At 27.5% G+C, this 23,918-nt stretch carries 19 protein-coding genes and 1 tRNA gene; 18 read left to right on the top strand and 2 right to left on the bottom strand.

The genetic code is table 11. The features are described 5' to 3' along the window. The first annotated feature begins 31 nt into the window (after positions 1-31). The 11 genes from nadD (at position 32) to BLA33_RS00265 (ending at position 9,737) form a co-directional block, all read left to right on the top strand. Entirely contained in the window at positions 32-625 is a 594-nt protein-coding gene (nadD, locus tag BLA33_RS00315; protein ID WP_075226299.1) for a nicotinate (nicotinamide) nucleotide adenylyltransferase, read from the top strand. After that, positions 610-1,794 (top strand): LCP family protein, encoded by a 1,185-nt coding sequence (locus BLA33_RS00310; protein WP_004793370.1) that lies wholly within the window; start codon positions 610-612, stop codon positions 1,792-1,794. Before nadD ends, BLA33_RS00310 begins: the two co-directional genes overlap by 16 nt. Next, positions 1,769-2,119, top strand: a complete 351-nt coding sequence (gene rsfS, locus BLA33_RS00305) for a ribosome silencing factor (RefSeq protein ID WP_029346873.1) — start codon at positions 1,769-1,771, stop codon at positions 2,117-2,119. The genes BLA33_RS00310 and rsfS overlap by 26 nt, the downstream gene beginning before the upstream one ends. A 103-nt stretch (positions 2,120-2,222) precedes the next feature. Then, complete coding sequence (spoVG, locus tag BLA33_RS00300; RefSeq protein WP_004791087.1) at positions 2,223-2,516, top strand: DNA-binding protein SpoVG; 294 nt, start codon at positions 2,223-2,225, stop codon at positions 2,514-2,516. Between the two features lie 61 nt (positions 2,517-2,577). Next, positions 2,578-2,649, top strand: a tRNA-Gln gene (locus tag BLA33_RS00295). Positions 2,650-2,672: 23 nt separating this feature from the next. Next, complete coding sequence (locus tag BLA33_RS00290) at positions 2,673-3,221, top strand: 50S ribosomal protein L25/general stress protein Ctc (protein ID WP_029346872.1); 549 nt, start codon at positions 2,673-2,675, stop codon at positions 3,219-3,221. 4 nt (positions 3,222-3,225) lie between these two features. Then, a complete protein-coding gene (pth, locus tag BLA33_RS00285; RefSeq protein ID WP_075226298.1) occupies positions 3,226-3,792 on the top strand; it encodes an aminoacyl-tRNA hydrolase in 567 nt (188 codons plus the stop codon). Then, on the top strand, positions 3,792-5,114 hold the full coding sequence (gene tilS, locus BLA33_RS00280; protein ID WP_029346871.1) for a tRNA lysidine(34) synthetase TilS: 1,323 nt from the start codon (positions 3,792-3,794) through the stop codon (positions 5,112-5,114). The genes pth and tilS overlap by 1 nt, the downstream gene beginning before the upstream one ends. After that, the gene (ftsH, locus tag BLA33_RS00275; protein WP_004792434.1) at positions 5,111-7,030 is read left to right on the top strand and encodes an ATP-dependent zinc metalloprotease FtsH; all 1,920 of its coding nucleotides are present in this window, start codon (positions 5,111-5,113) and stop codon (positions 7,028-7,030) included. Before tilS ends, ftsH begins: the two co-directional genes overlap by 4 nt. Positions 7,031-7,041: 11 nt before the next feature. Continuing rightward, on the top strand, positions 7,042-8,526 hold the full coding sequence (locus BLA33_RS00270; protein ID WP_075226297.1) for a hypothetical protein: 1,485 nt from the start codon (positions 7,042-7,044) through the stop codon (positions 8,524-8,526). A gap of 107 nt (positions 8,527-8,633) precedes the next feature. Then, positions 8,634-9,737: a thymidine kinase gene (locus BLA33_RS00265; RefSeq protein WP_029346870.1), complete on the top strand. Its 1,104-nt coding sequence runs from the start codon at positions 8,634-8,636 to the stop codon at positions 9,735-9,737. Here BLA33_RS00265 and BLA33_RS00260 read toward each other — a convergent pair. Further along, the gene (locus tag BLA33_RS00260) at positions 9,734-10,363 is read right to left on the bottom strand and encodes a hypothetical protein (RefSeq protein WP_029346869.1); all 630 of its coding nucleotides are present in this window, start codon (positions 10,361-10,363) and stop codon (positions 9,734-9,736) included. The genes BLA33_RS00265 and BLA33_RS00260 overlap by 4 nt on opposite strands. Positions 10,364-10,376: 13 nt before the next feature. Continuing rightward, positions 10,377-10,985, bottom strand: a complete 609-nt coding sequence (gene tmk / locus BLA33_RS00255) for a dTMP kinase (RefSeq protein WP_075226296.1) — start codon at positions 10,983-10,985, stop codon at positions 10,377-10,379. A 95-nt stretch (positions 10,986-11,080) separates the two neighbouring features. Between tmk and BLA33_RS00250 the strand changes: the two genes are divergently transcribed. The 7 genes from BLA33_RS00250 (at position 11,081) to nusA (ending at position 23,916) form a co-directional block, all read left to right on the top strand. Next, a complete protein-coding gene (locus BLA33_RS00250) occupies positions 11,081-15,481 on the top strand; it encodes a translocation/assembly module TamB domain-containing protein (protein ID WP_075226295.1) in 4,401 nt (1,466 codons plus the stop codon). Between the two features lie 17 nt (positions 15,482-15,498). Then, entirely contained in the window at positions 15,499-17,964 is a 2,466-nt protein-coding gene (gene bamA / locus BLA33_RS00245; RefSeq protein ID WP_075226294.1) for an outer membrane protein assembly factor BamA, read from the top strand. Positions 17,965-17,985: 21 nt separating this feature from the next. Continuing rightward, on the top strand, positions 17,986-18,519 hold the full coding sequence (locus BLA33_RS00240) for an OmpH family outer membrane protein (RefSeq protein WP_004793924.1): 534 nt from the start codon (positions 17,986-17,988) through the stop codon (positions 18,517-18,519). Between the two features lie 189 nt (positions 18,520-18,708). Continuing rightward, positions 18,709-21,297, top strand: coding sequence for a DNA mismatch repair protein MutS (gene mutS, locus BLA33_RS00235; RefSeq protein ID WP_029346651.1), 2,589 nt, complete (start codon positions 18,709-18,711; stop codon positions 21,295-21,297). A gap of 1 nt (position 21,298) precedes the next feature. Next, entirely contained in the window at positions 21,299-21,916 is a 618-nt protein-coding gene (locus tag BLA33_RS00230; RefSeq protein WP_029346650.1) for an amidophosphoribosyltransferase, read from the top strand. Positions 21,917-22,016: 100 nt separating this feature from the next. After that, positions 22,017-22,454 carry a ribosome maturation factor RimP gene (rimP, locus tag BLA33_RS00225; RefSeq protein WP_029346649.1) on the top strand — a complete coding sequence of 146 codons (438 nt, stop codon included), beginning with the start codon at positions 22,017-22,019 and terminating at the stop codon, positions 22,452-22,454. Positions 22,455-22,467: 13 nt separating this feature from the next. Next, on the top strand, positions 22,468-23,916 hold the full coding sequence (nusA, locus tag BLA33_RS00220; protein ID WP_004793513.1) for a transcription termination factor NusA: 1,449 nt from the start codon (positions 22,468-22,470) through the stop codon (positions 23,914-23,916). The last annotated feature ends 2 nt before the right edge of the window (positions 23,917-23,918 follow it).

The raw sequence follows: 23,918 nt of genomic DNA, 5'->3' as shown, positions 1-23,918 counted from the left end.
CAAATTTTTTTAATTTAGGGAAAAATAATTAATGAGAATTGCAATATTAGGGGGCACTTATAATCCAATTCATATTGGGCATATTTTTTTGGCCAAAGAGATAGAGTTTTTATTAAATATTGATAAGGTAATCTTTATTCCCACTTGTAATCCTGCTCATAAATTGATTAGTGAGGATGTTAGTGTTCAAAATAGAATAGATATGCTAAAGCTTGCATTAGAGAATGAAGATAAAATGTTAATAGATGATTGTGACATAATAAATGGTGGCATAACTTATACCGTTGATACTATTTCCTGTGTTAAAAAAAAATATAAAAACGATAAACTTTTTTTGGTCATTGGCGATGATCTTTTTCAAAATTTTGATTCATGGAAAGATCCCCAAAGTATTGTAAGTTCTGTTGATCTTGTTGTTGCTCACAGGATCTACAAAGAGAGGCTAAAAAGTTCTTTTAAGCATATTTATATAGATAATAAAATAATACCAATCTCCTCATCAGAGATTAGAAATAGAATTGCAAATGGATTTCCTGTTAGCTATTTACTACCTTATAGTGTGTTAAAATACATTAAAGATAATAATTTATATGTTAAAAAGGTAAATATTTGCGAAAGGATTTAATTTTTTTAGTTTTAATCGTTTTAATAATAGCGAGTGTAGTAATTTTTTTTATTAGAAGCTCTAAAAAAGAGTTAGTTTACTTCGAGCTTAATACAAAGAACAATATTAGTTTTTTGTTTTTAGTAGAAGATCTTAATAAAAACCTTGTAAGCATGCAAGAAATTTTTATTAATATAAAAACAGGAAATCTTGGTTTTTTAGATATTCCAATTCATACTGGATATGAAGATTTAAAAGGCAATATATCTTGGTTTAAAGATCTTTATAAAAAAAATTCTTTTACTAAGTTTTTGTCTAAAATTTATACACAATTATCTCATGAATCAGATTATTATATTCGTTTTCAAAAAGAAAATTTTGTTAAACTTATTGATTACTTGGGGGGGGTTAGACTTCTTGTTAAAAATCCAGTAAAAGTTTATAACTTTGAGGATTCTATTTTAATACCCTCTGGCACTTCTAATTTTGATGGTGATAAAGCTTATGATTATTTAAGATATTTTAATGATGTTAATCAGTTTGAAGAGAGAGTCGAGTTTTTTAAAGAATTTTTTAAAAAACTTCTTTTTCAAATTTCAGATTTTGGTATTGAAAATGACAATTTTTTCAAAATATATTCCATGATAGATACTAATCTTTCAGAGGTTGTTTTTAAGTATATTGTTAAAAATTATAAAATTAATAATGATAAAATTATTTCTATTAATATTAAAGGTCAAGAAGAGATTTTTAAGGATAATGATAATAATTTGATAAAAGTTGTTTTTCCTTATTATGGGGGCGCTATTTTAAAAGAATCGGTGGATAAATTGAATAAAGAGTTGATTAATGAAGGCGCAGAAGAGATAGTAAAGATTGTTGTTTTAAATGGAACAGAAGTTGCTGGACTTGCAAAAAAAACAGCAAATATTTTTAATTCTTTAAAATTTAAAGTTTTAAAATTTGGCAATGCAGATAAAAATTCTTATAAAAATACCTTGATTATAAATAATTCGGATAATTTAGAAATGGCTGTTAGAGTTGGCGAGGTAATTAAAGCTACAAATATTAAGCCAATTTCTGAAGTTCAAACTAAAAGATTATTAGAGCTTGATAATCTTGATATTAATCCCGATGTAATAGTTGTTTTAGGAGATGATTTTGATGGAAGATATGTTAGAAGTAAATGATATTAATACTTTATGCAAAATAATAAGCAATTTTAATGGAATTGACGTTATAGGTATTAATGTTAGCAATATTTGCAATTGGACTGATTTTTTTATAATAGCTACTTTTGTATCATTTAAACAAATGGAAGCTTTGTATCATGATAAGATAGTTAAATTCTTTAAAGAAAGAAAAATTAATCTTAACTTTCAAGGGAAAGGGTTGGTTTATGACTGGACTGTTGTTTCGGGTGGAAATTTAGTAATTCATTTAATGAGCGAAAAGTCTAGAGAATACTACGAACTTGAAAAAATATGGTCCAAAGGAATTATCATTTATCCTTAATTGCTGTTTAATTAAAAAAACTAAAAATATCATAAAAATAGGTTTACAAAAAATAGAAAATATTTTAGATTTAAGGTATGTACTTTTTGCGGGAGGCTTATAAGTGGATATTACAGACATAAGGATTAAGAAAGTTGAAAGTAAAAATTCTGGTTCTAAATTATTAGCATATGTTGCAGTTACTTTTGATAATTGCTTAGTTCTTCACAATATTAGAGTTATTAAAGGGCAAAAGGGAGTATTTATTGCTATGCCTAACAGAAGGACCAGGGTTGGTGAGTATAAAGACATTGTACATCCTATTAGTCAGGATTTTAGAAAAACTTTGCAAACTTCTATTTTTAAGGAATATATAAGAGAAAATCCAGCCGATCTTGAGCTTGAATTAGATTTTTAAATAATTGTTGACAAAGCGTGTTGTATCTTGTATGCTTGTCAATTGTAAGTATTAAGGTATTTGGGACGTCGACAAGCGGTAAGTCAACTGGTTTTGGTCCAGTCATTCGAGGGTTCGAATCCTTCCGTCCCAGTATTTTACATTAGGAGTTTTTTGGTGGAAAATAGCAGGATTTTAAGTTGTAAATATAGAACAAGCTTTGGATCTTCCAATGCTCGCAGAATAAGATCTAAAGATGAAATACCGGCTGTTGTTTACGGACAGGGTAATAATGTTTCACACTTGAAAATCAAGAGCAGTGAGTTTAATAAAAAATTTGCAAAGTTTACGGACAATACTGTTTTAATATTAGATGACGGCAAGCTTGAAAGATGTGTTTTTGTTAAAGCTGTTGCCGAAAATGTTGCAAGAAAGCTCATTTATCATATTGATTTTTATGAAGTAGATAGGCGCGTTGAGCTTGAAAAGTATATTCCTATTAAGCTTATTGGGGCTTCTGTTGGGGTTAAAGAGGGTGGAATTTTGACTGTCTTAAAAGAGCAGGTTAGGGTAAAATCTTTGCCTTTGGATTTGCCAGAATTTATAGAGCTTGATTTAACTCCCGTTAACAAGGGGGATAGTGTTTTTCTTAAGGATCTTGTGTTACCCTCTAATGTTAAGCTTGCAGAAAATGACGAGAATTTGGAAGTTGTTACTATAAAGTGATTTTATGGGGTTGTTGATACTTGGATTAGGAAACCCTGGATTAGAATTTTCTTTAACTAGACATAATGTTGGCTTTTCTCTTTTAGATAAAATTATTTCTAAGAATGACCTTTTTTTAAAGAGAAAAAAAAAATATGAATATTCAGAGTTGAGAATGATTTCTGGAAGAGTAATTTTGGTTAAGCCATTGACTTATATGAATCTAAGCGGATCTTTATTTCCTTCAATATTTTCAGATTTTTATATGTGTATAAAGAATTTGTTAGTGGTTCTCGACAATGTTGATCTTCCCTTGGGAAAATGCAGACTTAAAGAGCGAGGTGGTCCATCTACTCATAATGGCCTCAAGTCAATTTCAAGCGCTCTTGGAAGCTCTAATTACAGTAGGCTTTATATTGGGGTTGGAAGCAATGTTATGCGAGATATAAAGAGTTTTGTTCTTTCTAGATTTTGCAAGGATGAAATAGATAGGCTTGAGAAATTGTATGATTTTTTAAGTGATGAGTTAGTTGATATTAGCGAGTCAAATTTTAAAAATAAGGTTCAAAAAATCAATTCTAGTAATTTTTAATGCATTTTTTAGACGATAATATACAAATTAAAATAGATAAATTTTATAAAAAAAATTCTTTAAATAAAAATCGGGTTATTGTTGCTTTTTCTGGAGGGGCCGATTCCACAACTTTATTATTGAATTTAAAATATTATTTGAGCAATAATATTGTTGCATTTTATTTTGCTCATTTTATTAGATCTGATAATGAGCAAAATAAAGAGATAGAGCATGTAAAGGGTTTTTGTGATCTTTACAATATTGCTTTACAAGTTAAAAAATGTGATATAGATATAAAAAGTGAGTCAGTTAGGTTAGGAATATCTATTGAAGAACTTGCAAGGAAATGTAGATATAATGCTTTAGAAAATGCTCTTAAAGAAAATGATGCAAATTATATTGCGCTTGCTCATAACGAGAACGATCAGATTGAGACAATAATTATGAGATTTTTTCAAGGATCTTTTTTGGATGGTCTTTCAGGTATTCCTGGTGTGAATAGGAATATTATAAGACCTTTACTCGAGGTTTCAAGACTAGAAATTGAAAATTTTTTATCTTTGAATAATATTAGTTTTTTTGTTGATAGTACAAATGCTCAAGATTTATATCTAAGAAATAGGGTTAGAAATAATTTACTACCTTCTATAGAGAAGATTTTTAAAGGGTATCAAAAATGTCTTAAAAGAATATCTGAATTTTCAAAGGAATTTGTAGATTATTTTGAAAAAGATGAATTTTTCCCCGTTGAGAAAGGTAAATACTATTATTCTTTTGATTTGAAAACTTTTTTAAATTTTCCCAAATATTTGGTGTTTAGATTGATTTTTAAAATTTTAAATTCAGAAGGAATTGTAGCTAAAGTTTCCTATAAAGCTCTTAATGAAGCATTTAAAGTAGAGATTCATAGAAAGAAAAATAATGTTTTATTAAAAACCAATGATTTTTTTTTAGAAAAAAGGCATAATAAAATTAATTTAATTTTTAAAAGGGATGAAAAATTTTACAAACCTTTTGATTTTATTTTAGAAGTTGGCAAATGGCATAGTTTATCTTTAGGTAAGATTTTGCTAAAATGTTTAGAGTGCAATACAGCTTCTGTATCAAGGTTAAAATGTTGTTCTTATGAGTTTAGATATAAATTTTTTAAGGATAGATTTAAAGCAAAAAAATTTTTTTCTAAGTTTATAAGGTGTAATCCGATTTATTTAATGTTATTGTCATTAGATAATAGGTTAATTGGAATTATTGATTTAAATACTTTAAACTTAGTATGGAGTGAAAAAAGCATTCTTAAAAAAATTAGTATATCTTTGATTGGAGGGCTTTTAAAGGAATGAATGGCAGTAGTAATATGAATAATAATGGCAAATCTAATAATAAAAAGAAGAATAAAAATTGGATTTTAGGGCTTGTTGTTATTTTTTTAATTTCAGCAATATTTATGTCATATTTTATAAGGGGAGGGGAAAGCTATAAAAATGTTCCTTATAGCACTTTTCAGAATTATTTGGACAATGGCCTAGTTGAGTCTGTAGTAATAATTGATAAAAATTTGATTCAATTTGTTGTCAAGGGTTCTAACTTTGCAAAATCTTATTTTTCTACCAGTATTCCTTATCTTGATATAAATCTGCTTGCAGAATTAAAAAATAAAAAAGTTGAGCTTAGCTCAGGGAAAAGTCAAGCTTCTTTGATTGGGGTTTTATTACAAACTTTACCATGGATTTTATTTTTTATTTTCTTTTTCTTTATATTTCGTCAAACTCAAGGTGGTGGTGGAAAAGTTTTTACCTTTGGGAAGAGCAATGCTCAAAAGTATGAGGCTGGGAAGAATAAAATCACCTTTAAAGATGTTGCTGGTCAAGAAGAGGTTAAGCAAGAGCTTCGTGAAGTTGTTGAATTTCTTAAAAATCCCAAAAAATTTGAAAAAATAGGTGCAAAAATTCCCAAAGGAGTGCTTTTAGTTGGCTCTCCGGGTACTGGCAAGACTTTGCTTGCCAAAGCCGTTGCTGGAGAGGCTGGAGTTAGTTTTTTCCACATGTCAGGTTCAGATTTTGTTGAAATGTTTGTTGGAGTTGGAGCAAGTCGTGTTAGAGATTTATTTGATAATGCTAGGAAAAATTCTCCATGCATTATTTTTATTGATGAGCTTGATGCTGTTGGTCGAAGTCGTGGCGCAGGGCTTGGTGGTGGGCATGATGAAAGAGAACAAACTCTTAATCAGCTATTGGTTGAAATGGATGGATTTGGAACGCATGTTAATGTAATTGTTATGGCTGCTACAAATCGTCCTGATGTTCTTGACTCTGCTTTGCTTAGGCCTGGACGATTTGATCGGCAAGTAACAGTTTCTTTGCCTGATATTAAGGAAAGAGAGGCAATATTAAATATTCATTCTTCAAAAACAAAGCTTTCAAAAGATATTAATTTGCAGGTAATAGCAAGAGCTACTCCTGGAGCTAGTGGTGCTGATCTTGCAAATTTAATTAATGAAGGGGCCTTAATAGCTGCAAGGAATAATCAAGATGAAATTTTAATGAAGGATATGGAAGAGGCCAGAGATAAAATATTGATGGGAGTTGCAAAAAAATCTATGACTATTACTGATAGGCAAAAGCTTGAGACGGCTTATCATGAGGCAGGTCATGCTTTGCTTCACTATTATCTTAAACACGCCGATCCACTTCATAAGGTTACCATTATTCCAAGAGGCAGGGCACTTGGTGTTGCATTTTCGCTTCCAAGGGAAGATAGACTTTCAATAAACAAGCATCAAATTCTTGATAAAATAAAGATATGCTATGGTGGTTATGCTAGTGAGCAAATAAATTTAGGTGTTACAACAGCGGGCGTTCAAAATGATTTAATGCAAGCTACTAGCTTGGCTAAAAAAATGGTTACAGAGTGGGGTATGGGTGAAGAAGTTGGGCCAATATTTTTAGTAGATGATGAAGCACCCATTTTTCTTCCAAAAGAGTTTTCAAAGGCTAAGGCTTATTCTGAGAACACCGCTGATAAAGTTGACAGAGAGGTAAAAAGAATACTTGAAGAATGTTTAAAAGAGGCATCAGATATTCTTGTAAAGCATAAGGATCAACTTGTTAAGCTTGCAAAAGAACTTGTTTTGAAGGAAACTTTGACAGACAAAGAAGTGAGGGAACTCTTAGGTTTTGAAGTTAATAAAGATGAATGCGATCTATTTGCAGTAGAGTCTATTGCAAAAGAAGTAGAGGGGGAAGATAAAAAAGGTTAGGGTAAGCGCTTATGTTTTATTTAAAGATGGGCTTAATACTTTTTATTTCTATAAACCACCTATATGCAGTTTTAATTAAAGAAGATGAAGATATTTCAAGTATTCTTTTCAATGAGTCTAAAAATTTTTCTAATTTTCAAAAAGGAAAAGATTTAATTTATGGATCTCTCGATTTCAACTTGCTATCTTCAGACTCTCTTTATGAGCTTGCATTAAAAGAGGATATCGCCTTAATAGATAAAATTTATTTATTAAAAGAAGCAATTAATATTAATAACTTTAAAGTGACGACTCCTAAAGAAATATACACTTATTATTTTGCGTTGATTTTAAGGCAAAATAATAATAAAAATATGTATAAAGAAATTATTACTTTGTATGGAAACTTAAATGAAGAATTACAAATAGATAAAGATTTAATTTGTATGAGACTTGAAGCTTCTGGAAGACTTGAAAGTTTTGGAGATGATTTTAAAAAAATTTTATTTAAAGCTTTTTCCTTATATGGTGATGATTTTTTATTTTTTAAGTGGTTTTTAAAAGAAGATAAGTTTTTTTTTAGCATTTTTAATACCATTAGATCAAAAGAAGATTTTTTCTTTACAGCCGAAAATATTAATTATATATTTAGAAATTCAGATTTTAATTATGACAATTCTGTTTCTTTATTTTCTTTCCTTAAGGATAAAATTAAAGAATTTAATGGAATTCATGGCATTTATTTTTTAAAATACAAACTTTTGGATCCCGTTGAAGCTTATAGGGTTTTTAAAAAATTTCCTCCTGAGACAATAAATGAATATAAAATGTTTTATGATCTCTTAGAGGATCCTGGCATGAAGATTAAATTTTTAGAGGATTATAAAAGGTTGTCAGGAATTTATTGTATTGATAATAAAAATAATATTGCCATACTAAAAGATGGGGTTTTAGTAGGTATTTTTTCAGGAATATTAGATTCTGATAACAAATTTGGTTTAAATAACAGCTATTTTAATAAAATTTATTTTAAAGACAAATCTCCAGTTTATTATGAGAATGGCTTGCTTGGCTATAAAATAAATTATTCTGTTTACCCTTATGTTGATATGATTGAGGTTCAATATCCTGATAAAAGGGATGTTTATACTTTCGCTCTACATGCTTTTAAGTGTAATCTTTTTAACAATTTGGGTTACAATTTTAATAGTCTTGGGATCAAGGAGTTGTTCTTGATTAACATTAAAGATTTTTTCCTACCCACTGCTTTAAATTTATTTTTTGAAAAAATTTCTGTTTTAGATATTAGATCAAGCTTGATAAGTAAAAAAAAATATTTTGGATTTAATTTAGTAGAAATTAAAAATTATGTAGTTGGAAGTTTGGTTTCAATTTATAGAAAAGTTAATGGTTCTAAAAAGTTTAATTATATTGAAATTTATGAGCAGGATAAATTAAAAATAAAGAAAGTTTTATTAGATGATGATTGTTTTGAAAGTTATTATTCTTTTGAATGATAACTTTAATAGAATTCTCAATTATTAATTTTTAGGTTTTTAATGTTAATATTTTTTGTTATTCTTTATTTGTATAATTGAATTTGAATTTACTTTAGGGAGGATTTTTGGGCTTTTGTTTAGACTTTGCTAATAAAGAAGATGCTAAATTAAGTAACATTGTGTCTATTAGCCATTTTGATTTTAAAGTAAAAATAAATTTAATTCTTGTAGTTGGACCCATGGGAAGTGGGAAAACAGAATATGCGGCAAAAATCTATAAAGATTCGCTTATTGTAAGAAAAAAATCTTTCAAGGTGTTGGGTAATGTTATTAAAGGAAATAGGAGTAGGGTTAATGTATTCTATATTAGAAATTTTTTCGACAAGAGGAGGTTTCAGGATTATCCAGAAAATGTAATACCATATAGAGGTGGTGGAAAAGATAAAATCGATGAGATTGGTTTTGCCAGCAACTCTTTTGATATTGAAAACTTAATAGCCTCTAATCCTAGTTGTGGTACTTTTATTATTGATGAGGCATGTTTTTATGATGAGCGTTTAATTTTTGTTTTAAATAAAATTTCGTTAAATGAGAATATTTTATTTATATTACCCACATTGCTTTATAATTTTAGAAAAGAATCTTTTAATGATACTGCTAAACTTTTGGTAGAATATTCAGATAAAATTTATAAACTCGGAGCTTATTGTGAGCACATTGATTGCATGGAAGAATCTTTTTTTTCGTATAGATATTATTTTTACAACAACAAAGAAATCCCAGCTCCTTATTTTGATCCTTTGTTTATTGTTGGTGGTGATGAAAAAATTGAATCTGCTATTTATCCAAATTATGCTACAAGATGTTCAATGCATCATTATCTTGTGGGTAAAGAATATTTTTTTTCCTTTTTAAAGCCATTTGCTTTGCTGTATTCACAAGGAGATAAGAAATTCCTTGAAAATGAAATTGTAGCTTTAAGCACCGATGTTGAAAATTCTAATTTTATAAATTCTTTAGATAATGAAAAAGCATGTGAATTTAGAGCTGAAATTTTAAGAAATATTGTAGAATTGCCCTTTTTAGCGGAAAGAGCGTTAATAACTCTTTTCTCAGAATATAGTATCTTGAGTAAAGATAATTTTAAAGATCTTGTTTTTAAGTTTTCTTTAAATAAGGATTATATAAATAAAATTTTTTTTTCCAAAGAAGGTAGAGAATTTTTTTAATAATAGTTTGAACTTTTTTCAAAAAATGCTTTAGTTTCGTCAATTCTCAGCAATTCTTTTTTAATAATGTCATAGTAATCAAACTCTTTAAGAGAAATTTTATTATATTCGTTTTCCCAGTTTGTTATTCCGTCGTTTTCTAGTTTAACAGATTTGTAATTTTCAAGTTTTTTATGGTATTTTAGCGCCTCATTGTAGTAGTTAATAGCCATTTTATATAATTTTTTTGATTTTTCTAGATTGAGAATAATTCCATTTTTTTCTGGAGTTTTGAAAAAATATAAATTTCTTGTATCGAATAAATCCCCCAAATATAAATTTTGCTTAACTAGGAGCAGATTTACATGCATTTTGAAAAGAAGTTTATATTTTTCCCACTGCTCTTTTGTTTCTATTTTAGTTAGTGAATATTTTGGATTCCCAAATGGATATTTCAAGGCTTTTTGAAGAAAAAATATATTTTTTTTGTAGTTTTCAGGTTTTTTTTTCATTTGAGCATTAAAGATTACATACCATTGTTCTGCATAATAAAATTTGGAGGATGCATTTATTTTTGAAACTGATACCAAAAGAAGTAAAATTAAATTTATTTTGAAAGTGGCACTTTTAAAAATATAATTAACCATATGATTAATTATATTAGAATTTTATTAGATTAAAAATTTTTCTTGCGGTTTCATCTAAATTATCTTTTATTGAATTGTTAATGTAAATTACATTAATTTTTTTTTCTAGTTCTTTAAATATTTTTAAATACTTAAGAGCAATTTGTTCGAAAGTTTTGTATTTTTCAAGCTCAAAAAGATCACTTTGTGTTCTATTTTTTTGGATCCTTTCATAAGCTATGTTTGGGTCTGTTTCAATAAAAAATACTTTTTCAGGTAATGGAAAATCTTTATTTAATTCATATCCCAAATTTCCTTGATAGGCGATTGATGAGAATAAATAGCGATCAGTTATTATTTTTTTGGTTTTTGTGTTTAAAATTTCTAGTATTCCACCTTTTTTATATAAATGATCGTGTCGATCTGCTGCATAAAGATATGCAAATGTAGATTCTTTTAAAGGATTTTCAAAATTCATTAGTTGCTCTTTTATCATTTTTCCAATTATTCCGTTTGACGGTTCTTTTGTGAAATAATACCTTGATTCACCGTTGCAAAGAGTTTTTAGTTTATTGGTAATACTTGTTTTTCCGCTTCCATCAATTCCTTCTATGCAATAAAAGTTTTTTAATATTTTGATCACAAATATTTTTTCTTCCTTTCTTTTGATGCCAATAATTAGGTTATTGATAATTATTATATAATAATAATTATCAATATATAAGTGTATATAAGTGTATGAATTTGGGGTTTTTGAGAAATAAGACATTTTTATTGTTTACTCTACCATTTTTTGTTTTTGTTTTAATAATTTTTTCCATTAATCTATTTGTTCAAGTTCAAATTTATTCTGCAAAGTTTTTTGTTGTCAAATATCTTGAATCCAAATTTGGCTTTAGGATTAAATATGATAAAATTTCACCGTATTTTTTATCATCTATTAAAATAGACGGTTTAGAACTAAGCTTAGATGGAAAAGATAAAATCTTAATGGATGTTGTTAGGGTAGATTTAAATCTGTTTAAATTAATTTTAGGTGATGAAAATATTATTTTAAATGTTTATGTTAAAGGTAGTAATTTAAATTTTGATATAAACGATTTTAGTTTATCGAATGATTTAAATTCTAACAGTGCCTACGACAATGAAAATATAATTTTAAATAAAATTATAAACTATCTTTACAGATTAAATATTAATTTAGAAAATATCAATATTAATATTAAGCTTAACAAGAATCATAGTTGGTTGAATTTTAAAGTTAAAAATTTTTCTTTAAGCACCGTAGATGAAGATTTTTTATTTAGCTCTGTAGTTGATTTTAGTGCTGTTAAAAATTTAGAAATTAATTTACCGTCTGAAAGAGTTGATGATGGAATTTTAGATTCAACTTTCTATTTTGAGGGGAAATTCAAAAAAGGCTTTGAGGATGGTTATGTTAATTTTAGTTTTTTTGAATTTAAAACAAAATATTTTTCTTTGCTTGAGCAAGGATTCCAAATAAATTATTCAAAAGGAAATTTAAAAATTTTTAATTTAAGAAGAGAGAATTTTGATTTTAATTTAAGTTATGACAAAGCCAATGGTTTTATTCGATTAGATGCTTTATTTTTTAATGTTAATCTTTTAGATTGGATTAAGCTAAATGAAGACTTTGAAGTTTATAAAGATTATTTTGATATAAGTTTAAATGGTCAGTTGGCATTTTCTTATGATTTTAAAGATAAAGATTTAAGATATGCAGGAATAATAGATTCTTCTTTAAATGTAGATACTATAGGCAAAGAAATTCAAGGCTTACAACTTGAAATCAAAGGGAATGATAGCATTGTAAGTGTTAAGAATGCTATTTTAAAGCTTAAAAGGGGAGTTGTAAACTATAAAGGTTATTATTCTTTAAAAGACTTGCTTCCAATAGGGCGTCTCAACTTTAAGTCTGCAAAAATTTTAAATTTTAATGACCTAAATGGGTATTTAAATTTCAAGAAAGATAAAAATATTTTTTCAGTTAATTCTGATAATTTTAGTCTTGGGAATCTTAGTTTTCAAAATTTAAGTTTAAAAACTTATTTTCTAAAGGATAAAATTTTTATTGACTATTTGATTTATTTGGAAAATAAAAATTCTCAAATTTTTTTAAAAGGCGACCTTAAAGATGAGGAATTTTCTTTCAATTTAGGCATTAAAGAGCTTCCTTTGCTTTTTTTAAAAGAAGTTATTCCTAGTTCTTACTTAATAAATTTTTTCCCCAGGACTTTATTGTCAGGCAAATATTTAAATTTAGTTTCTGATTTTAATTTAAATAAATTTGATTATCATAAAAATAGATTAAAAACATTCAATTTCATGGTATTTTCAAAGTTAGATAATTTCAAATTTATATTTGATGCTAGTGGAGAAAAAAATTTTTATAAATCAAACAACTTTGAGTTGCAGTACAATGATCACAATTTGCATTCCAGTTTGTTTGTTGAGCTATTTGAAAGTGGATTCAATATTAGCACGAATTTTTCTTATTTGGATAAAAATTATCCTTTGCATTTTAATATCAATCTTAAAAACAAGCTTATTGTTGCTGAATCTCCTCTTGGCATCAAATTCAATTTTAATTATTTTGATTCTAAAATAATTTATGCCCTTAATGTTAATGGTTTCAAGGTTTACAATAAAACTTCTGATCTTTTGATAAATATAAATTTTAATGGGAGCTATTTGGGTCTTAATGATGATTTAAAATTTAAAATAGATAAGTTTAATATAGTAAAAGCTTCTAAAATACCCTCTTACAATTTTAATTTTGGCTTTAAGGGCTTATATGAATATGATAAATTGCACATTTCCGATGTTAAGCTTGTAAACAAGCTTTCAAATTTGCAAGGATATGGACAATTTAATTTAAAAGATAATCTTAATGGAAGTTTGAATCTATTTTCCAGCTTAAATTCAGAACGATATTTTTTAGGTGTTAATTCCGATGAATATGGTAGTTATTTTTTGCTTAAATTCCAAGACTTAGATTTTTACAATTTTAATTCTTTATCCCTTTTAGAGGGGAAGGTTAATGGTAATTTTTTGCTAAATTTTAAAAAGAATGATTTTAAAAATTATTCTTTGAGTGGATATCTTGAGGCCGATAAATTAACTTTATTGGGCGTGCCCATACAGTTTTCTCTAAATTTAGGATTATTGGACAATAAACTTAACATATATGACATAAAAGCCAAGCGCAATAAACAAGAGTTTCTCACTGGTAGTCTAAGGTATGATCTAAGCAGTTCTATAGGTGTATCTAATATGGTTTTTAGTAGTGACTTATTTTCTTATAAGTTTAACGCAAATTTCAGAAACTTTGAAAGTAGAGATGAAGAGCGATTTGGAGTTTTGAAAACCAAAACAGAGGGTGAATTCTCCTTTAGAGATATTAAATATAAAGATGAGTTTTTATCTAATCTGACTGTTGAATTTAGCAATGATTTTGAAAAATTTAATATGACTTCAATTGATTATGACCTTATTAATGTTTCATACCATTATAGCAGTGGGGAATATAGCTTTATTTTAAAAGATTATTTACCTCTTAGTTTTAATTCGTCAGGCAAAATAATTAAAAATAAAATTCTTGGGAATGTCAGAGATATTAAATTTGATTCAAAAATAATCACTAAAGATTTTTTAGACTCACATTCTTTATTTAATATTGACAATCATTTTATTCTTTATGATCTTGTTTTAAATGGTGAATTTGATATTGATGGGGATTTATATAATCCTAATATTAATGGAATTTTAAATATTCAAAAAGGGTTAATAAGTACTGAGTATTTAAGAGCTTCTAGAAAGTTTGGTGGTGATAGGATTTTAGAAATATTTGATATGCCAGTTAAAATTCAGGATAATAAAATCATTTTTAGTAATGATTTTAACCTAGATAGATACTCCAAAGTTTTTGTTTCTACTAGCTTAAATTTAAATTTTTTAAGTGATACTATTATTGATTATTACAAAATAGATATTAATGTGACTGGTAGAACAGGAGTTCCTATTAAGTTTGACAAAATTGCTTTAAGCTTTACAGGTTATGCTTTAGGCAATTTTTCAATTGAAGGTAATGCTGATGAAATTATGTTTAAAGGCATTTTAAATATTTCAAACGCTTGGGTTTATTCTCTTGAAAGTTCTATTGTTAATTTATTAGTAAATCCCTTTAAGCAAACAAAAAGAGTGCAAACAGTTGATGTTAATGTCAGGGATTTTGATATTTTGACTCATCTTGAAATAGATTTTGACAGCGGTGTTACTTTTCATTGGCCAGATAGTAATATTTCGTTTTTACAAGCTACTATTTCAAGAGGAGATAAGCTTGTAATAAAATCTGATACAAAAACCGATGATTTTATTCTTAAAGGAGATTTGAACATTGCAAGTGGTTTTGTTAATTATAATAATAAAAAATTTATCTTTAAAAGTGGCGCTTATATATCTTTTAATGAGAGCAGAGCTAAATTTGATCCATGGATAAAGGCTGAGGCTACAAATACTATTAAAGATAGAAATGATAAACTGCTTGTTACAATAGGTATTGATAGTCCTTTAAGTTTATGGAAAATCGAGTTTATGTCTTATCCTTCTAGATCTGAACAAGAGATTAAATATTTACTCTCAGGTTCAACAATGGGTGAAGCTGAGGGGGGATTGCGATCGGCAGGGACTAATGCTGCCGAAATGGCAATTGGAATAGTAAGTGACATTGCTCTTGATTTTTTAATTCAACCCATTGAAGATTATATGCGTTCTGTATTAAACTTAGATTTGTTGAGTATAAAGACAGATATATTAAAGAATTCTATTAATAGTAATTTTTTTAAAATTGGGAATCCTACTTTTGTTGATGTTCTTGACAATACAAGTGTTAAGGTGGGGAAATATCTTGTTGAGGGTGTTTTTATTAGTGGGGGCTTTGGTTTTCTAAAAGAGCAAATGACTCCTTTTTCAAAGGATTTAAATTTTGTTATTAATTTGGGTATTGAGTTTGATTCTCCATTTTTCTTGGTTAATTATGAGTTTGATTACAATTTTATGAAAAAAGGTTTAGATGGGATAGGAAATAATATAGGTATTTCTTGGAAATTTAAATATTAAATTGTTAAGAGGTTAAGATGGGTTCAATTAGAGGTTTGGTTTTTATAAGTTTTTTAATGGTTTTTACTGTTTTTAGTTTTGGTCAAGTTGAAAATTACAAAGGGAAAGTAATAAAGGCTATTAATTTTGAAGGCCTTAAGAATAAGAAAGAGGTGGATTTTATTAATATTTTGAAACCTTATATTGGTGTGGCATATTCTAATGAAATTTTTGATAAATTGCAAATTGAGCTTTATTCTCTTGATTATTTTTCTGGGCTTATTAAGCCTATATTTAAAATAGATGGTGAGGATCTTTTTATCACATTTATTGTAAAAGAAAAATCTTTGGTTAATTCTGTTGTTTTTTTTGATAGTAGTAGAGTTTTTTGGAATAGTGAACTTATTGAAAAGGTAAATATTAAGACCAATGAGCCTTTTAATCTTGCAAGTGTTAATAAAGGTATTGACAAGCTTGAAGAGATGTATAAAAATATGGGATACCTTGAGGTTTCTGCAAATTTTGAAATTAAAGAAGAAGAAAATTTAGTTGATATTATTTTTAATATAGTAGCTGGACCTAAATATATTATTAAAGGAATTGACTTTGAAGGAAATTTAAGCTTTAAAAGTAGCACTTTGAGAAAATCTTTAGCATCAAGAGTAGTATCTCTTTTCTCCGATGGTAAATATTTAAAAAGTAATATTGACAAGGATAAGCGGCAATTAGAATCTTTTTATAAAAATAATGGGTATATTGATATTAAGATTATAAATAATACTGTTGATATTAAAGATTCTCTTAGGGGTTCTCAAAGGTTAGAAAAGGAAGTTTTTTTGAAATATTTTATTTCAGAAGGCAATGTTTTTAAATTTGGAAAGCTTGAAATTTTTGGCAATTCGGTTTTTAGTTTAGAAGAATTAAAAAGTTTTATTACCTTTAGGGAAGGTGATATTTTTAATAATTCTAAATTTGAGCAGGATTTTACCAAAATTAAGGAAAGTTACTTTAAGGAAGGGTATATTTTTACAGAAATTATTCCTTCACAAAAGATAAGAGGGGAGTTTGTTGATTTTTTAATTAAAATTTCAGAAAAGGATAAAGCTCATATTGAATCTATTACTGTTTCAAAAAATAAAAATACAGCTTCGCATGTAATACTTAGGGAGATTCCCCTTCAAGAGGGAGATGTTTTTAGTTTGGATAAATTTAAGATCGGCATGGTTAATTTACAGCAGCTTGGTTATTTTTCAAATGTAATCCCCGATATTGTTCCAAGTAATACGGAAGGGCTTATGAAAATAAATTTAAACATTGAGGAGCGAGCAACAAGTAATTTTGGATTTGGTATGAATTTTGGAGGCAATTCAAATTCTTCCTTTCCATTCTCAATATTTGGGCAATGGGAGCTTTCTAATTTTTTGAGCGAAGGGTATTATTTTGCTGCAAGGCTAAATTTATCTTTTTTAGAGCAAAGTCTTAGTTTGACATTTAGAGATAATTGGTTTTTTCAGAAAAGATGGACTGTGGGTGGATTTGTAGACTTTTCACATTCTGTTAATACTGCTTATCAGGATATTAATGGGCCTATTTTTTCTGGCAAAAGGGAAGTTCCTGATCCATTTACAAGTTGGGAAGAATATCGAGATGCTAAAAGCTTTTCCGATTTTAATGCTATGAATTATTCTTTGCTTAAACTTAGTTTTGGAGGGTTTACAGGATATACTTTTTCTAATTATCTTGGCAAACAAACTATTCTTGGCACTTTGCAAACCGCTTTAAAATATGTTTTTTATGATAATGAGGTTAACAGACCTTCAAATTATTATTTAAGAGATAATTACAAAACTTTGAGATTTGAAAATTCTCTTAGTTTGAGCGCAGCTTGGGATACAAGAAATTCCACTTCTTTATCTAATAATGGATTTTTGCTTAAACAGCAGTTTGATTTTTTTGGCGGATTTTTATTTGGTCAGAGTCATTTTGTTAAATCTGCTACAACCTTTGAGAGGTATTTTTCTCTCCTAGGGTATGAGGACGTGTTTACTCCTTATTTTGATATTATTTTAACCCTAAGGAGCGTCTATTCAAATATACTTCCTCCTCTTGGTAATGGTTTTGAAATTGAAATTCAACCCCATCACCACATAGTCCTTAGTGAAAATTTTATGCAGGCTAGAGGTTGGGGGATTTTGAAAAATATTTACAGTTCCTTTGTAAATACCGTGCAAGTGTCTATCCCTTTGTTGAAAAATATTTTAGTTTGGGATGTTTTTTTTATAGATTTCGCTTCCTATTCTTTAGAAGGGCAAGAAAATTCTTTATTTAGACCTTTTAGTAGTTTTGCTTTTAGCTGGGGAACTGGAATCAGAAGTCTTTTGCCTCAGTTGCCACTGTCTTTTGTAATAGCCTATCCTTTTTATTTTGATAATGATACAGTTAACAGTTATTACAAATATTTTTCTGGATTTAAATTTTTCTTAGGAATTGAGATGAGATATTGATATAGTACTATGGAGTAATTTGTGTTTTTTTTGATTTTACCATTGTTTTTTTTATTATCTTTTAATGTTTTTTCGATAGATGTTATTAAAATAGGCATTGTTGATTTTGATAGAATTGTGATTGAAGTTTTAAATCCTCAATTGAAGGCTAATCTTGATCAAATAAAAAATCGCTATCAAGAACAAATAAATACATTAAATTTAGAGCTTAAGAATTTGAGACAGATGTATGATAAATCGATTGCTGATAATGATTTAGACAATGCAAGATCTTTTGGAAACCAGTATAATTTGAAAGTTGATGAGCTAAAGAGATTGTCTAGTTTAGCAAAGAATAATTTAGAACAGCAAAGATTGGCTAATATTAATAGTTTAAACAATAATAGTGAATCTTTAAGTAAAATACTTCATGGTATTCAATATGTTGCAGAGATTAATGGATTTTCTTTGATTATGAAAAAAAATAATCCATATATTCTTTACCATAACAGCACGGTTGATATAACCGATAGTGTTGTTAAGTATCTTTTGGAAAAGGATAATAAAAATCCTTAAGATTTCTCCTTTAAAGTGTTGCTTTTTTTAAAAGCTGTAATTAAAATTAAAAATTTTTTAACTAGATTATGTATAATTGCATGAAAATATTACTTTTATAGTCTTTTTCTCATTTTATATTCTTTCTTTTTAATTGAATTATATTTATTTTATAATATCAATTATAATTCAATATTATTTAGGAAGCATATGGAAAAAAATATTACCCCAATGATGAGGCAGTACTTAGATATAAAAAAAAAATATAAAGACGCTATCATTTTTTTCAGAGTAGGAAGTTTTTATGAAATGTTTTTTGACGATGCAATTGAGGCAAGTAAGCTTCTTAATTTAACATTGACAAAAAGAGAAAATGTTCCAATGTGTGGAGTGCCTTGCCATACTAGTAAGGAATATATAAGAAAATTAATTTTATTTGATAAAAAAGTTGCAATTTGTGAGCAAGTGTCTAATCCTACTTCTACGGGGCCTTTAGAAAGAGAAGTTGTTGAGGTAATAACCCCAGGTGTCATTGTTGATGAAGATTTTTTAAATGATGATGTTAATAACTATTTAGTTGCTATTAGTGATTATAAAAATTATTATTCGTTTTCTTATATAGATTTATCTACTTCTAGTCTTGGAATAATGTTTTATGAGAATAGCTTTTTTGAAAAACTTAAAAGGGATCTTGAGAAATACTCTCCTAAAGAGATAATAGTTTCTGAAAACTTTTATTATCAATACTTAGAGAAGCTTAATCTTAGTCGGTTTTTAATTAACAGGGTTCCTGCTTGGCATCTTGATAAGGATGTTGCAATAAAAACAATAAAGGAGCATTTTAACATACTTGGATTAAGTTCTCTTGGATTTGATGAGGATAAACCTTACTACATTTCAATTTTTCTAATCATAAATCATATAAAAAATAATTTAAAAAATTTATTAAGCAATATTGATAAAATAGATATTAATAATGATTCTTCTTATATGTTCCTTGATGACGTAACTCAAGTGAATCTTGAACTTGTAAAAAATAATAATGACTTTTCTTCTCAATATTCATTATATTCTGTTTTAAATGATTGCAAAACTGCAATGGGAAAGAGACTTTTGCGAGAATTTATTTTAAATCCAATTTTAAATATTTCTGATATTAATACTAGATTAGATCATGTTGAATTTTTTTACAAAAATATTAGCTTAACTATGACTTTAAGAGAAGCTTTTATTAATATATGGGATATTGAGAGAATAATATCTAGGATTCAGATGAAAAGATATATTAAAAAAGATTTTTTATTTATTGAAAAAGCCCTTTCTGTATTTTTTTTGGTAAAAAAGTTATTTGACAAGCATAATTTTGATTATTGGAATTTTGATAAGTTTGAAGAGGATAGTCTTTCTAAAGTTTGTTTTTTGATAAATAGTGCAATTTCAAGTTCATCTGATGAGCTTATTAAAAGAGGTTATAATTTAAAGCTTGATAATTTAAAAGATTTAAAGATTAATGCAAATAAATATATTGATGAATATCTTGAATCAGAGAGACTTCTTAGCAAAATCAATAATCTAAAGATTAGAAAAACTAATAATAGGGGATTGTTTTTTGAGGTTACAAAGAGTAATTATTCTCAAGTGCCATCGTATTTTATGGAAAGTCAAACCTTAAATTCTGCAAAAAGATATAAAACAGAAAAACTTATTTCTCTTGAAGTGGATATTAATAATGCTGAAGACAGTGTGGTTGCTTTTGAGCAGGAAATTTTTGATGAAATAGCAGCAAATGTTGTTAAGCACAATAAAGTTCTTAAGAAGGTTTCAGAATTTTTAGCATATATTGATTTAGTTGCTAATTTTGGTTATTTGGCAAAAAAAAATGAATATAAAAGACCCGTGTTGACAAGTGATAAAGAAATTTTTCTTGAGAAGTCTCGACATCCTGTTGTTGAACATTATGTGAAAAACGTCGAAATCTTTACTGAAAATTTTGTAAGGATTAATAAGGAAAGGTATTTTTGCTTAATTACTGGTCCTAATATGGCAGGCAAATCAACTTATTTGCGTCAAGTGGCTTTAATTACTCTGATGGCACATATAGGTTCTTTTGTCCCAGCTTCTAAGGCTTTAATAGGAATTACAGATAAAATTTTTTGCAGAATTGGAGCAAGTGATAATCTTGCTAAAGGGGAATCCACTTTTTTGGTTGAAATGAACGAAACAGCTAATATTTTGAGAAATGCAACGGAAAAGAGTTTAATAATTATGGATGAAGTTGGAAGAGGTACTAGTACAAATGATGGGCTTGCCATTGCTTATTCTATTATAGAATATATTTTAGAGTATATTAGAGCTAGAAGTTTGTTTGCCACACATTTTCATGAACTGTCGGCTATTAATCATAAAGCTTTTATTAATCTTTCAATGAAAATTGAAAAGCAAGGCAATGATCTTGTTTTCTTAAGAGAAATTGAAGAAAAACCATCTCTTAATTCTTATGGGATTTATGTTGCTCGAATAGCAGGACTTCCTTTAAAAGTAATAGATAGAGCTAATTCTATTCTAGAAAGTTTGTTAAGTCGAAAGGGTAGTTCTTTTTTAGAATTTCTTCCTTATATTTCTTCTGATAGTCATGATAAAGAGGCCTTGAAAAATGATACTGATGTTAATATTAAATTAAATGAGTATTTAGAGTTAAAAAATTTTATTTCTAATATAGATATTAATAATATTACTCCTTTTCAATCAATTGAACTATTAAATCAAATTGTTTTAAAAGTTATTTCTCAGTCCAGTTAGTATGAGCTATTTAAATGTTCTAAAGAGTATATTTTTGCCTTTTTGTGTTTTTTGTAGGAAAAGATATGTATCTTCTAATGCTCTTTGCGACCAATGTAAGTCACTTTTTAATTTTAAAATTAAATGTGGTGAGAATTTAATTTATTTTTTTGAATATAAAGAGCATTATAAATCTCTAATTTTGTCTTATAAGAGAGATGGGCAAAAAGCAATTGGTAGATTTTTAGCAAATGGAATTGCTAAATGTTTAAGCAATATTGATTTTGATCAAATAGTAACTGTTCCTTGTAGCTTTAAAAGAAAATTATTTTATGGTTTTGATCACATGGAATATATTGGTATTTTATTAAACCGCTTAGGTTTTAATTATGTAAATATTTTTTCAAGAAAATATGGGAAAAGTCAGAAGTTAATGAGAGGGACCCTCAGATTTAGAAATCTTGAAAATAAAATTAAATTAAGATCAAAGTATAAAAATTTTGAATTTAAAAAGATTGTTTTGCTTGATGATATTGTTACTACAGGAACATCTATGTGTATTTGTGAAGACTTTATTATACAATTTGGAGCTCATAAAGTTATAAGGCTTTCTTTGGCTAAATCTTATGATTTGGTTTAATATTGACATTATTTTTTCTAAGTGTTAACCTTGACTTAAGATTTAGTTATGTATTTAATAAGGTTCTTTAAAAAGAACCTTATTGTTTTTAGGAATGTAGTTGATTAAATGTTTTGACAAAAATAATGAAGTTTATAATTTGATAAAAAATTTAACAGAACGTTTAAATATTGAAATATTAGAAGTTAATATTTTTAGAAATAAAAATGGTGGAAAAATTCAAATAGTTCTTTATAGTAAAAATTTTTCTTTAGGTATTGATTTGCTGACTGATTTACATAAGATAATTTTATTAATTTTGGAAGCAAGTCTTGAATATAGTTTTACTTTGGAACTTTCTACACCCGGAATAGACAGAAAAATAAAAAGTGATAGAGAGTTCCAAATTTTTGAAGGTAAAAAGATTAAGTTAATGCTAGACAATGAATTTGAAGAGGGTTTTATATTAGAATCTAAATCAAAAAGCTTTATTTTTAAAACAGAAAGCAAAGAATTAAATGTTTTTTATAGCGATGTTAAGAAGGCTAGATTAGTTTAAGGAGGAAGTTTGGATGATAAAGGGCACGGGACATATGATTGTAAGTATTGCAAATGATCGCAGTATGAGTATAGAGTCTATTAGAAAAACAATTAAAGAATCAGTTTTGATAGCTTATAAAAAGTACTTTGGAAGCAATGAGAATGCTTTTGTTAAGTTTGATGATAATACGGGAGATTTAGTTGTTTATGCAAAAAAGAAAATTGTAGAAGAGGTGAAAGATTCTTTACTTGAAATATTAGAAAAAGATATCTCAAAGGAAAATATTGTAGAAGGTGATTATGCTTACATTGAAATTAATCCTAAGGTTTTTGATAGACTTTCTATTCAGGTTGCAAAACAAAGAACCAAAAATGATTTGCAAGGAATTGAGGATAATGAGATTTTATCAGAATTTAAAAGTAAGTTAAATAAGGTTGTTATTGGGTATGTTCAACAGAATAGAAATGGCGATCTTTATGTCAATCTTGGCAATACGGATGGCATAATTCCTAAGAAGTATCAGTCGCCAAGAGAGGTTTATAGCCTTAATGATAAGATTAGAGTTTTGGTTTATAATGTCAAAAAGGGTAAAAATGGTATTGAAGTTATCCTTTCTAGGACTCATCCAAAGTTTATTGAAGAGCTTTTGGCACTTGAAATTCCTGAAATTGAAGAAGGTATTATTAAGATTCATAAAATAGTTCGTGATCCGGGGTACAGAATTAAAGTCGCTGTTTATTCTGAAAAAGAAGAGATTGATCCTGTTGGTCCTTGTATAGGACAAAAAGGAGTCAGAATTCAATCTATAATTAAGGAGCTTGAAGGAGAAAAAATTGATATTATCCCTTACAGTAAAGACATTAAAGAATTTATAAAGGATTCTTTGACTCCTGCTAAGATAGATCATGTCTATATTCTTGACGAGGATTTACATAAGGCTTTAGTAGTTGTTAGCGATGATCAACTTTCCCTTGCTATAGGTAAAATGGGACAAAATGTCAGACTTGCCAATAGACTTCTTGACTGGGCTATTGATGTTAAAACTAGCAGTCAATTTGCAGAAATGAAAGCTAATTCGGAGTTTAAGCAAGAAACACTCGAAATGTTTGATAAAGTTATGCAAGATGTTGTTGAAGAGGAACAATTTGAGGATATCAGCAAAATAAGTGATCTTAAATTACTTGATTCTTCTGTGATTTCTAATTTATCAAAAGAGGGACTTGATGATATTAACAATTTTTTACAGGCAGATGAGGAAGTGCTTTTTAATCTTGGAGTAAGTTATGAAAAGCAAGAAGAAATTAACAAAATATTAAAAGAGGGAATGATAATAATTGCTAATGAAAATGATGAGTCTATGGAAAAGGTAGAAGAAGATGAAGAACTTCTTTGTCCTGAATGTGGCGTTGTTATTAATGAAAATATGACCTCCTGTCCGGGGTGTAAAATAGGGCTTAGCTTTGAGTTTGAGGAGGAGTAAGT

The sequence above is a fragment of the Borreliella garinii genome (genome assembly GCF_001922545.1).
GTDB classification, from domain to species: domain Bacteria; phylum Spirochaetota; class Spirochaetia; order Borreliales; family Borreliaceae; genus Borreliella; species Borreliella garinii.
This window is presented reverse-complemented; position numbering and strand designations above follow the sequence as displayed.